This is a genomic window from Vreelandella venusta (assembly GCF_044809155.1).
GTDB lineage: Bacteria > Pseudomonadota > Gammaproteobacteria > Pseudomonadales > Halomonadaceae > Vreelandella > Vreelandella venusta_B.
Map to the genome: position 1 here is coordinate 1843578 of NZ_CP085241.1, position 12416 is coordinate 1855993.

The following is a 12416-nucleotide window of genomic DNA, read 5'->3' on the forward strand; positions in this document are numbered from 1 at the left end:
AGTGGTTAAACAATGAGCGCTCGCTTGTTTCTCTTGGCTTTGCTTGGCTTCCTAAAAAATGCCCCCTCACGTGTGAGGGGGCAATAATCATTTCGAGATCATAGTGGTGCAAGCTAATGGCAGCACTACTCTTCGTTTTCTACTAGCAGTTGAGAGTCGCCCGCTAATACTTCATCCCACGCCTCTTCCAAGGTGTAACCTAAACGGCTATCAATGGTATCGATAACTTCAACAGCGTGTTGGAGCGACTCGCGATTGCCCTTCAGCGCGAGAACTAGCTTAGCTAAGTCCTGCTTGCTGAATGTACTAGCGATACGGTCGGCTTGTTGGCTCAATTCGGTGCAGTTCATGGTCAATCCCTCATGGTATGGTCAGCCGCTGCTTGTAGGTCGTAAAACTCGTTTACTGAAAGAACAAAGCAGCCATCTTAATTAACGACGATTGGTGACGTTGCTACGCATGCTGAGCCGGATAAGTGCTCAGTTCGGTAACTGCGATACGGTCACAAGCTTTGCAAGACCTTCGCCTTTGGCACCTGGGTACAACGTAGTGCCTCGGTTGTAGCAAGGGATCAGTTGAGTCATACCGGGATAACGATACCCCTCCCTGATCCATGACTTCACTATGGTTCACGCAAGCGATGCTCACAATGCGTCATTGGCAGCAGGAGAGGTTGTAGCTTGACTACATCATGGCGATGAAAGGAGGATTGTTGATTGATACTTTCAAGAACGTTGCTAAACGACTGTTTTAAAACAAACAGGCTATTTTAATAAGCGGAGAAATTCGCCTTTAATTACCTATTAAAATATTAATTGCTTAAAACAATGTTTGTCGACAATTTAAAAACGATTGCATTTTACACCGAGCAGCTAATTTCACCATACGACCAAGGGTGATAACGCGCAAAACAGTGACAATAAAAACGCCGCTATTGTAAAAGCGGCGTAATCAAAGCACTGGTAATGTGCGCCCTAGAATGATCGCACTCGCGATACCGCATCCTGCCACCCTTGATAAAGGTGCTCACGCGTCGTCTCATCCATCATAGGTGTAAAACTTTTTTCGCAACGCCACAGCTGCTCTATCTCTTCTAAAGAGTCATACCACCCTAAGCGCAGTCCAGCCAAATAAGCAGCGCCTAGCGCAGTGGTTTCAAGGATAGTGGGCCTGTCCACTTGGACATTGAGCATGTCAGCTAAAAACTGCATCACCCAGCTATTTTTGACCATGCCACCGTCGACACGAAGGTTTTTCGGTGCCGCTTCCATATCGTCATTCATGCAGTGCTGTAGGTCGCGGGTTTGATAGCAGACAGCCTGAAGACCGGCGGCAACAATCTCAGCGATGCCGGTGTCTCGGGTAAGTCCAAATATTGCCCCTCGGGCTTTTGGGTCCCAGTGGGGAGCGCCTAGCCCCGTAAACGCAGGCACTAGGTAGACGCTGTGCCCACTTCGGGTTTCCCGCGCCAGCGCTTCTGTTTCCGAGGCGTCTGCAAAAAGATTTAAGCCGTCACGCAGCCACTGTACCGTAGCGCCTGCGACAAAAATGCTGCCTTCCATAGCGTAAGTCGGCTTGCCATTTATTCGATACCCTATGGTTGTCAGCAGTCTATTCTGCGATAACGAGGCAGTAGCCCCCGTATTAACAATCATGAAACAGCCGGTACCGTAGGTGCTCTTCCCCATCCCCGGTTGAAAACACGCCTGGCCAACCAAGGCGGCTTGCTGATCACCGGCAACGCCAGCAATAGGCAGCGCTTCGCCTAACCAAGAGGCTTCCAGGTTGCCAAAATCGTCGCTTGAATCTTTCACTTCCGGCAGCATATTGGCGGGAACGTTATACAGCTTTAAAAGCGACTCATCCCACTGCTGGGTATGAATGTTAAACAGCGCTGTCCGCGAAGCGTTAGTCGCATCGGTCACGTGATTACCACCGGTTAACCGCCATATAAGAAAGCTGTCTACCGTACCAAACGCCAATTCACCACGCTCAGCCCGCTCGCGTGCGCCCTCTACATTATCCAGAATCCAAGCAAGCTTAGTGGCTGAGAAATAGGGGTCAATTAACAGGCCAGTCTTAGCCTGTACTTCCTCAGTGTGGCCTTGGTCGCGAAGCGCCTGACACAGCTCAGAAGTACGCCGGTCTTGCCATACAATAGCGTTGTAGAGGGGTTTTCCTGTTTTACGATCCCAAACAATCGTCGTTTCACGTTGGTTGGTAATACCAACGCCGTCAACTTGCGAAGCGCTAATATTTGCCTTAACCAGCACCTCTTTACAGGTGGCGAGGACGGTTTCCCAGATGTCTTCTGGATTATGTTCGATCCAGCCATCTTCAGGAAAATGTTGAGGAAACTCCTGCTGGGCGACAGCGGCAATTTGCCCCTGCCGATCAAACAGAATAGCGCGGGAGCTGGTAGTACCTTGGTCGATGGCGAGAATAAAAGAGGTCATATAACATTCGCTTTGTTGTAGGTTTCTTTCGAATTTATGTTTTTACTTTCGCTTTATTATCATTCAAGGCTACCCTAGCCTCCTAAAAGGTCAAGTGTGAACTTTTCATACAACCAGAATGTTGGCATAGCCCTATGCAATATGGAGCGCTACGTCGTGCTGCTTAAGCAGCTGCAAAATTGTCTCGGGGGGTGAGCGGTCGGTAAACAGCGCATCTAACTGGGAAATTTTCCCCTGGCGAACCACAGGGTTGCGGTGGAACTTGGAGTAGTCGGCCGCTAAATAAACGCGCCTTGAATTCGCGATAATAGCTTGGGCAACACGCACCTCTTGGTAGTCAAACTCCAGCAACGAGCCATCTTCATCAATACCACTGATCCCGATAATGCCGTAATCCACCTTAAACTGATTAATGAAGTCGATCGTTGCCTCACCGATAATCCCACCATCCCGCGAGCGTACCTGCCCCCCCGCAATAATCACCGTGAAATCTTCTTTATGCTGGAGAATCGCCGCCACGTTGAGGTTGTTGGTAATAATTTCTAACCCCTGATGCTCTAACAGCGCCTGTGCAATCACTTCATTACTAGTACCGATATTGATAAACAGCGAGGCGTGATTAGGAATATGCTCTGCCAAACAGTGGGCAATGCGCTCTTTCTCTTCCAAATGCAGCGTTTTACGCGTGCTATAGGCCGTATTGACAGTGCTTGACTCAATCCCCACCCCGCCATGCACCCGCCGCACCCGGCCGTCATCGGCCAGGGTATTCAAATCACGCCGGATGGTTTGTGGGGTAACTGAAAAGTGATCAGTGAGCTGCTCAATACTCATATAGCCGTGCTGTCGAACGAGCTCGACAATGGCGTCCTGGCGAAACTGTTGGTTCATAAGCCCGGCCTGTTCGTTATTTGTTTATCTTTAACCTATTAGATTAGCAAAATTTTCGAAACTTATAACTGACCGTTTCGAAGCTTGATCAAAGCGGCCACACCCAAAGGATCATGGGTATGGCAACCGCAAGCACTACGAGGGATAGCGGCAGCCCCAGTTTCCAATAGTCACCAAATCGATACCCGCCCGGGCCAAGCACAAGGGTATTCGACTGATGCCCAATAGGCGTTAAAAAAGCGCAGGAAGCACTCACGGCCACCACCATCAAGAAGGGTTCCATCGACACATCAAAACCGCTGGCCAAACTAGCCGCAATAGGTGCCATCAATAGGGCAGCCGCCGCATTGTTGACCACATTGGAAAGCAGCATAGAGATAATAAACAGACCAACCAATGAGACAATGACGGGCCATTCGACGCCAAACCTCAGCAGTGCATCGGCGATAATTTCAGCGCCACCGCTCGTCTCCAGCGCCTCCCCCACGGGCAGCATGGCGGCCAGCAGTACAATAACCGGACCATCAATGGCTTGATAGCCCTCCCGCAACGGCAGCACGCCGATGAGTAGCGAGATTAATGCCGCTGTACTCATGGCAACCGCTGCCGGCAACACATCAAACAGCATGGCCATAATGGCTAAGGCAAAGATACCTATCGACATCGCCAATTTGCGCGGCTGGCCCAAATGCAGCTCCCGGTTAGCCAAGGGGAGACACCCTAAGGTAGATAAGCTTTCGGAAATTTCATTCTCGCTGCCTTGAAGCAGCAGCACATCGCCGGTTTGGAAGCGAATATCCCTCAAGCGCTGCTTCAAGCGCCCGCCATCTCGCGCTACAGCGACTAAATGCAGGCCAAACTGTTGATTTAAGCGCAGCTGACGCACACTGCGATTCACCATTATTGAGTCGTTACGCACCACCGCTTCAATCAGTTGCAAACCTTCCGTATTCACTGGCTGACGTTGATCGGCCTCTTTTTTTGAGTCCTCATCATGAGCGCTATCATTAATCCTATCATCAACACTATCACTTTCATCGCGACGGTCGTCGGCGTCTTCAGGTTCCGCGATAGCGCTTAAACCGACCTTGTCTTCAAGCAGTTTGAGCTCATCAGGGCCCGCCTCAAGGAGTAGGATATCTCCCTCTTTAAGCACCCCATGAAAGTTATAGCCAGCCCGCCGGTCATCGTCGCGAACCACCGCCAGCACAGGAATCGTCTCTTCCAACTCGTCATGCAACTGTTGCAGCGTAAGCCCGTTCGCTTTGGAAGCTTCCGTGACGTTTAATTCCACTAAATAATTAGCGGTATCAAACATTTCTTCCGTCGATGCTTGGCCACTACGTTTTGGAGTGAAGCGCCACCCCACTAAAACGATAAAGGCCAGACCGATTAACGCGACCACAATCCCCACCGGTGAAAAGCTAAACATGCCGAAACTTTCGCCGGTCACGCTGCCGCGATAGGTGGCAATGATAATATTGGGCGGCGTGCCAATCAGCGTGGTTAGCCCACCCAGTAGCGAGCCAAACGCCAGAGGCATTAATAGCAGTGAAGGTGACGTGTTATGTTCACGGGCCAGGCGCATCGCCACAGGCAGCAGTAACGCTAATGCGCCTACGTTATTCATCATGCCGGAAAGTACGACAACGGTACCTACCAGCGCAAGGAGTTGAAGCAGTAACCGCTCGCCAACCTTCAGCACTTGATTGGCAATAATATCCACGACGCCAGAGCGCTCAAAGCCACGGCTAAGTACCAGTACAGCCGCTACCGTGATCACGGCGGGATGACCAAACCCCTTAAACGCATCGTCGGCGGGTACTAAGCCGAGCATGACAGAGCCAAGCAAAGCGGCAAGCGCTACTAAATCATAGCGAAAGCGCCCCCACATAAAAGCGACCAAGGTAACGCCCAATACTATAAATACCAACGTGCTAGGCGCTAGCCTTAAACTATCCCATGTCATACTTTGCCACCTCCCTATGTTGCGAACATCTGCTACGAACATCCATTGAGCACGCCACATAGTCAGCGACGCTGCAGCCTTGCAATCAGCAGCAATGACTATACGACCGTAAAGCTTCTAAAAACAGCAACATCCGCTAAACAAATAATAACGCCTGGCGTAGCCAGGCGTTATTAAACATCGTTGAGGTCTTAATTTACTTTTTCATACTGGCCAGCAGCCGTTCAACCGCCTCAAGATGTTCAGGCTCGTTGTGGCACATGCCCTGGAACACGGCACACACATCTAAAAAGCCTTTTAGCTCCATAGTCGGCGCCATTTTCATTAGCCGCTTTGTCAGGCGCGTCGCTTTGGGGGGCTGAGCGGCTATTCTGCTGGCATGCGCCATGGCAGCGGTCATTAACGCCTCAGGCTCCACGACCTCCAGCACAACGCCATACGAAAGCGCCTCCTCAGCGGTGATGATTCGTCCAGAAAGCGTCAGCTCAAAGGCGCGCTGATAGCCTATTTGGCGCTGCATAAACCATGCGCCACCATCGCCTGGAATGATCCCTAGATTCAGGAAGGTTTCGCCAAATTTAGCGCGGCTTGAGGCAATACGTATATCCGCCATGTTAGCTAAATCAAACCCAGCGCCAATGGCAGCCCCGTTCACCGCAGCAATAATCGGCACCTCCACTCGGTCCAGCGCCAGCGGCATTCGCTGAATACCGTTGCGATAACGCTCGGCCACCTCGGCCACATCACCGGCAAAGTCACCGCCGCGCTCGGCCATGTCTTTCACGTTGCCTCCGGCGCAAAAGGCCGACCCCGCGCCGGTTATCACCAACACGGAAACCTCTTGGCAACGGTTTACCCACTCAGCGGTCGCCACAATGTCATCGACAAGCTGAGTGCCCGTTAGCGCATTACGCACGTCATGACGATTTAAGGTGAGCGTTGCAACGCGGTTCTCAAGGGTGATGGTTGCATCGGCTAGCTCGGGTAACGCTTGGCTCATTGATCACGCTCCACAATAATTCGGGCATCTACCACGGCGTAGCCTTTTGCATGGCTCTCGGGATAGGCAATGACGGGATTTAAATCTAGCTCATGGATACTAGGATACGCTTCAACTAAACGAGACACCTGCACCAACAGCGACGCTAGCGCTTTTTTGTCAACACCTGCGGCACCGCGCACCCCAGCAAGCACTTTTTGCGCTTTAATCTGGTTAATCATTGACTCTGCATCAGCTTGGCTGAGCGGAAGCGCACGGAACGCCACATCTTCTAACACTTCAACGAAGACGCCGCCTAGCCCAAACATCATAACAGGGCCAAAAATCGGGTCCCGCAACATGCCAATGATCACCTCCACGCCTTTATCGGCCATCGGCGTCACCAGCACCCCTTCAATCTGCGCCTTAGGGTCATAGGCATGGGCGCTGTTGATGATTGCCTGATAAGACTCGCACAGCGCAGCTTCGCCCACCAGGTTTAGCTTTACCCCGCCTGCGTCAGATTTATGCAGAATATCCTTCGAAACAACCTTCATGGCCAGCGGCTGGTCACCAAAGTGACGTGCGGTATCCCCCAGCGCATCCATGCGGGTGACAAGCTGCTCATCAGGCACTGCGATACCATGCTCTGCTAGCAGCGCTTTCGCTTCAAACTCCAGCAGATCACGCCCTTCAGCACGGGCTTTGTTCAACATAGCCTGACCCGCCGCCAAAGGCTGAACCGGGTCGGCAGCAACAGGCACCGCTTGGCCAGCAAGATACTCGCCTCGCTCACCCAGCGCTGCCAGAACCCTAACCGCGTGCTCAATAGAGGCGTATACCGGCAGGCCCGCCTCATGCAAGCGCCTGAGTGCGGGTGGCTTAATGGGTGCATACAGGCTGTAAATAACCAGCGGTTTTTCGTTGGCCTTGGCACGTTCAATCATCGCTTCAGCGCCGCGCATCTCATCGCCCAGTAACGACTCAGCAAAGCGCATGCTGTAGCCACCAAACATACCGACCAAGAACACGCTATCCACGCCCTCGTCCGCCATGACGATATCAACACAGCGCGCCAACAGCGAAGGATTCGCATCTGATGAGCCAGCTACATCCACCGGATTTAGCGTAGACGCTTGGGGCAGTAGCACACTGCGTAGCGCCGCACGGGTATCGTCAGAAAGATCTGCCAGCGCTAAACCGGCCTCTGCTAGGCGGTCGGCTGCAATCGTCGCTTGACCACCACCGTCCGAGATTACCGCCACGCGCTTACCAGAGGCTTTCTGCAGCCGCCCTAAGCCTTCTGCTACGGGCAGAATTTCATCTGAATATTGCACCACGCTGACCCCAGCTTGGCGCAGCAGATCAACGGTCATTTGATAGCTTCCCGCGAGCGCACCGGTATGGGAACTAGCCGCTTTTTGACCCTGCTCGGTGGCGCCAGACTTATACACCACCACCGGCTTCATCGCCGTTACCTCCCGCGCAACGTCTAAAAACTTGCGTCCATCACGAAAGCCTTCCACATACAGCGTCGCTACTCGGGTGTGCTCGTCTTCTCCCAGGTAGCGTAGGTAATCATTAAAGCCAATATCACTTTGGTTTCCTGGGCCGATATAAGTGCTGAACCCCACTTGCCCGTTGTGCTGCGCCTCAAGGGCCAGTGACAGCAGCATATTGCCCGACTGGGAAACAATCCCGATATCGCCAGGGGTGACGTTATCCAGCGCCAGCAAATTAATCTTGTGATGGAGGTTAAACATGCCCGAGGTGTTGGGGCCGATAATACGCACGCCGTGGGCGCGCGCTGCTTCCATCATCGTTGCTTCCAGCGCCGCGCCTGCCTCGCCGGTTTCACCAAAGCCACTGGCTAAAATGACGGCCCCTTTAACGCCTCGGCGACCACACTCGGCGATGAGCGCAGGCACCGTCGCGGCAGGGGTACACAGCAGCGCCAGCTCAGGATTACCCGGCACATCACTGATGGAAGGCCAAGCCTTCACGCCCAAAATAGTGTCGGCTTTCGGATTGACCGGATAAATAGCGCCTTGATAGCCGCCTTTCACCAGCCCAACCATGGCTTTATAGCCGCGCTTGGTAGGGTCTGCAGAGGCGCCAACAACGGCAATGCCAGTAGGTGCCAAAATAGCGTGTAACGGGCTGCGCAACGGGAGATGGCCTTCAATCGTGTTCATGATGCTACCTGTCTGAAAATACGGAAAAATAGTGACTACTTGCCTTGAAAATCGGGCTTGCGGCGCTCGGCAAACGCATCGACGCCCTCTTGCCAATCATCCGTGGTAGAACAGGTAAACACCGCATCTAGCTCCTGCTGCAGCTGGCTCTCTAAACTGGTGTGGCCACCCCGGTTCACTAAAGGCTTTAACATCGCCATAGAAACAGGCGCCTGGCGGGCGAGCTTTTCTGCTAACGCCAACGCTTCTGATAGCAAATCGGTTTGGGGATGGCTGGCCAGCGCTAATCCAATCGTTGCCGCCTCAGTCCCGGAAATTTTATCGCCAAGATAGAGCAGCCGACGCGCCTGAGCGAGCCCCACCAGCTGGGGCAACAGCTTGGAAACCCCACCCCCAACGCAGGTACCGATACTGGTTTCAGGGAAGCCAATCTGTGCCTCATCCGCCATCACAATAAAGTCGCAAGATACTGCCATTTCCGCGCCCGCCCCAAGGGCATAACCGTTCACTGCAGCAACCACGGGCTTGTTGAGCTTAATAATCGCTTCGCATACGTCGTTACCTAGCTGTAAATACGCTCGGCGCTGGAAAAGCGTGCGCGCCGCGCCGCCATGGGCTTTCATATCCGCCCCCACGCAGAATGCCCGCCCCTCACCGGTTAGCACCACCGCCCTTACGTCGGGTGTTTGGGCAGCGTACTGCAGCACGTCTAACAGCTCACGGTAGAGTGCTTCGATGACTGCGTTCAGCCGCTCTGGTCGGTTAAAGCGTACTTCCAAGACGTGGTTATGCTGAGAGACCAGCAGCGTTTCATAGCAGGGCAATGTACGGTCAGCGGAGGACATCGTATTTTTAAAACCTCTGAGAACTGAGCATCAAAAGAGAAACATACGTTCTATTTATTTTAAAAAGAGAAACATATGTTTTGCCAACAATAGGGTATCCAACACAAATCAGTCAATACATGCGTATCAAAAACATTTATTATTGGCACAAACGTTTTATATTACTTTTGGGAGCACGCCATGCCTGACGCTACCCCCCCCTACCCAACGGGCCTGGACGAGATTCATCAGCAGCTTGCTGAGAGCTACCCGGCACTAAGCCCTCAGCTAAAACGTGCCGCTAGCCACGTGCTGGAACACCCCATAGACATCGCCTTTCAATCCATTCGTAAAACCGCCGCCGCCGCCGCCGTTACGCCGTCAACGCTGGTCCGCTTGGCCAAGCGGCTCAACTTTGAAAGTTACGAGCAGTTTAGGGAGGTATTTCAGTCGGCTGTTCAAGCCGCTCCGGTTGAGCTAAGCGGACGAGCCAATAAGCTCAAGCATCAGGCTGGTCAGCCTGAAGATACGCTGTTTGTTGAGGTGGGTGATGCCGCGTTTGATAACATTGGTCGTCTCTTTACAGCTGACAACCAAACCCGCGTAAAGGACGCCGCCCGGCGAATTTTGGCAGCGCGCAAAGTCGCCGTTGTTGGATTTCGAGATACCTTTGCCTGCGCCTATCACTTCGCCTATGTAGGGCGGATTGCGATGCCTGACGTGACGCTAATTCGTGGACTGGAGGGCGGCTTGCTGACTGAACTGGACCACTTCAATGAACAAGACATCGTGGTAGCGTTTGGCTTTGAACCCTACTGCGCGGAAACGGTAAAGGCACTTGAAGTGACACGCACCAACGGCGTGCAGGCCATTGTAATTACCGACACGCTACGCTCCCCGCTGGTGCCCGGCGCCGGTTTAACGTTTACCGTTGCTAACGCAACACCGCACTTTTTTCCTTCCATTTTGTCGGCGATTACCTTAAGCGAGGCGATATTGGCAGAATGCGTAGCCTTTGGCCCTGACCAACTGGTGGATAACGTCGCCAGCTTTGAAAACCGGATGCGCAGAATGGGGGCTTATGTAGACGTGGAGTAGCCTTTTGATAGAACACGTGGCACCCGCTCGGCGAGGAAGCGGGTAGCCAGCCAGGGAGCAAAAGAGCGTCTCTTATTACTCCCTGGGTTACCCACTAGGGTAAAAGAACGGTTGAACCTGTGGTTTTGCGGCTCTGCAGGGCATCCTGCGCTTTGCCCGCCTCCTGCAGTGGGTAGCGGTTGGCAACATCAATCTTCAGTTTGCCGCTCTCGATCATGGCAAAGAAGTCTTCACACATCATTTCCAAGCGTTCGCGAGTATCTGCGTAGCCATTCAGGCTTGGACGGGTAACAAACAGCGCACCTTTCTGGTTAAGAATACCGATGTTCACCCCGTCAACCGGGCCAGAGGCGTTGCCAAAGCTCACCATTAAGGCTCGGGGCTTCAAGCAGTCAAGCGACATTTCCCAGGTATCTTTACCCACCGAATCATAGACCACATCGCACATTTCGCCGTTAGTCAGCTCGCGTACCCGCTCCACGACGTTCTCTTCGGTATAATTGATCGTCGCCCAAGCGCCGTTTGCCACGGCAAGATCGGCCTTTTCTTGGGAGCTAACGGTGCCAATCAGCTTAACCCCCAACGCTTTAGCCCACTGGCAGGCAATCGAGCCCACTCCACCAGCCGCCGCGTGGAACAGAATAGTTTCACCGCCTTTTAACTCGTAGGTTTGGCGTAGCAAATACTGCACGGTTAAGCCTTTCAGCATACTCGCAGCGGCCGTCTCAAAATCAATAAAATCAGGCAGCTTGACGACTTTTGCAGCAGGCAGTGAATGCACTTCAGCGTAGGCGCCCAGCGGGCCTTGGGCATAAGCCACACGGTCGCCCGCTTTTAGGTGCGTTACGCCCTCACCGACCGCATCGACCACGCCAGCGCCTTCAGTACCCAAGCCTGAGGGCATAGACGGCGCGGGATACAGCCCGGTGCGAAAATAGATATCAATAAAATTAAGCCCTACCGCCTTATTAACAATACGTACTTCACCAGCAGCAGGCGCTGCGGGCTCAACATCTACCCACTCCAACACCTCTGAACCACCGGTTTTGGAAAACTCTATGCGTTTAGCCATACTTCAAACTCCTTATTATTCATTGGCCGTACCTTGTACCGCTATCCAAACGCGTCGCCACCCATAAATCAAGCAATAGCCCATGTACGGCGACACACCCATGTCATGCAGCCATGCTAGACTTCCCCGTTTAATTGGTCACATTAAGAAGGCTGTGGTATGACGCATCCAGCAATCAACTTGCCCACCCTTATTGCCCACCGTGGCTATTCTGCCGCCGCGCCAGAAAACACCTTAACGGCGGTTCGTGCCGCCCATGATGCGGGCGCCACCTGGGTAGAGTTAGATGTTCAACTGCTTGGCGATGGTGCGCCAGTCATTTGGCACGATAGCGATGTTAGCCGCTGCTCCGACGGCCGTGGCGAGCTTGCCTCGATGACCTGGCAACAAGCTCAGCGCTTAGACGTTGGCAGCTGGTTTGGCGATGGCTTTGTCGATGAAAAAATAGCCAGTTTAGAGGCGATGCTAGCGCTGCTAAATGAGCTAAAAATGGGTGTGAATTTAGAGATTAAGGTCAATAAAGGCCGCGACCCCATTGCTCTTGTCGATACCGTCATGCCAATCGTATTGGCAGCTCTCCCCGCCGAGCGATTAATCGTCTCATCATTTGATGCCGCAGCCCTGGCCCACTGCCGCCGCTTTGCACCTAAAGAAGCCTTGGCACTCGGCGTGCTGTTTGGTAGCCCACCTAAAGAGTGGCGAGCCGCATGCGACGCGGTAGAAGCCTTTAGTATTCATCCCCACTGGCCGCGCTTAAAGCGCTCGCAGGCGGTGGCAATGCGAGACGCTGGCTTCCAGATTTTGTGTTATACCCCCAACGACCCCAGTGCCTTCGAGAGCCGCTGGGAGTGGGGAATTGCCAGCGCCATTACCGATGAACCCGCCGCCTTCCAACGCTACCTTGATAACCGACGCCAGCACGGCTAAGGAAA

10 protein-coding genes are annotated in these 12416 nt (G+C 53.1%); 2 read left to right on the forward strand and 8 right to left on the reverse strand.

What is annotated here, in order from left to right; genetic code table 11:
• Positions 1 to 125: 125 nt before the first annotated feature.
• The 7 genes from LG301_RS08715 to LG301_RS08745 all read right to left on the reverse strand — a co-directional run bounded on the left by LG301_RS08715 (position 126) and on the right by LG301_RS08745 (position 9335).
• On the reverse strand, positions 126 to 350 hold the full coding sequence (locus LG301_RS08715) for a hypothetical protein (RefSeq protein WP_009095610.1): 225 nt from the start codon (positions 348 to 350) through the stop codon (positions 126 to 128).
• A 624-nt stretch (positions 351 to 974) separates the two neighbouring features.
• Positions 975 to 2456, reverse strand: coding sequence for a glycerol kinase GlpK (gene glpK, locus LG301_RS08720; protein ID WP_404470689.1), 1482 nt, complete (start codon positions 2454 to 2456; stop codon positions 975 to 977).
• Between the two features lie 132 nt (positions 2457 to 2588).
• A complete protein-coding gene (locus LG301_RS08725) occupies positions 2589 to 3347 on the reverse strand; it encodes a DeoR/GlpR family transcriptional regulator (protein ID WP_404470690.1) in 759 nt (252 codons plus the stop codon).
• Positions 3348 to 3435: 88 nt separating this feature from the next.
• Positions 3436 to 5316 carry an SLC13 family permease gene (locus LG301_RS08730; RefSeq protein WP_404470691.1) on the reverse strand — a complete coding sequence of 627 codons (1881 nt, stop codon included), beginning with the start codon at positions 5314 to 5316 and terminating at the stop codon, positions 3436 to 3438.
• 196 nt (positions 5317 to 5512) lie between these two features.
• Positions 5513 to 6316, reverse strand: a complete 804-nt coding sequence (locus LG301_RS08735) for an enoyl-CoA hydratase-related protein (RefSeq protein ID WP_404470692.1) — start codon at positions 6314 to 6316, stop codon at positions 5513 to 5515.
• A complete protein-coding gene (locus tag LG301_RS08740; RefSeq protein ID WP_404470693.1) occupies positions 6313 to 8490 on the reverse strand; it encodes an acetate--CoA ligase family protein in 2178 nt (725 codons plus the stop codon). Before LG301_RS08740 ends, LG301_RS08735 begins: the two co-directional genes overlap by 4 nt.
• Positions 8491 to 8525: 35 nt before the next feature.
• Positions 8526 to 9335, reverse strand: a complete 810-nt coding sequence (locus tag LG301_RS08745; protein WP_404470694.1) for an enoyl-CoA hydratase/isomerase family protein — start codon at positions 9333 to 9335, stop codon at positions 8526 to 8528.
• Positions 9336 to 9515: 180 nt separating this feature from the next.
• On the opposite strand from LG301_RS08745, the gene LG301_RS08750 reads away from it, so the two are divergent.
• The gene (locus tag LG301_RS08750; RefSeq protein ID WP_404470695.1) at positions 9516 to 10412 is read left to right on the forward strand and encodes a MurR/RpiR family transcriptional regulator; all 897 of its coding nucleotides are present in this window, start codon (positions 9516 to 9518) and stop codon (positions 10410 to 10412) included.
• 94 nt (positions 10413 to 10506) lie between these two features.
• On the opposite strand, the gene LG301_RS08755 is transcribed toward LG301_RS08750, so the two are convergent.
• Positions 10507 to 11484: an NADPH:quinone reductase gene (locus LG301_RS08755; protein WP_404470696.1), complete on the reverse strand. Its 978-nt coding sequence runs from the start codon at positions 11482 to 11484 to the stop codon at positions 10507 to 10509.
• Between the two features lie 159 nt (positions 11485 to 11643).
• Between LG301_RS08755 and LG301_RS08760 the strand changes: the two genes are divergently transcribed.
• A complete protein-coding gene (locus tag LG301_RS08760) occupies positions 11644 to 12411 on the forward strand; it encodes a glycerophosphodiester phosphodiesterase family protein (RefSeq protein WP_404470697.1) in 768 nt (255 codons plus the stop codon).
• Positions 12412 to 12416: the final 5 nt, after the last annotated feature.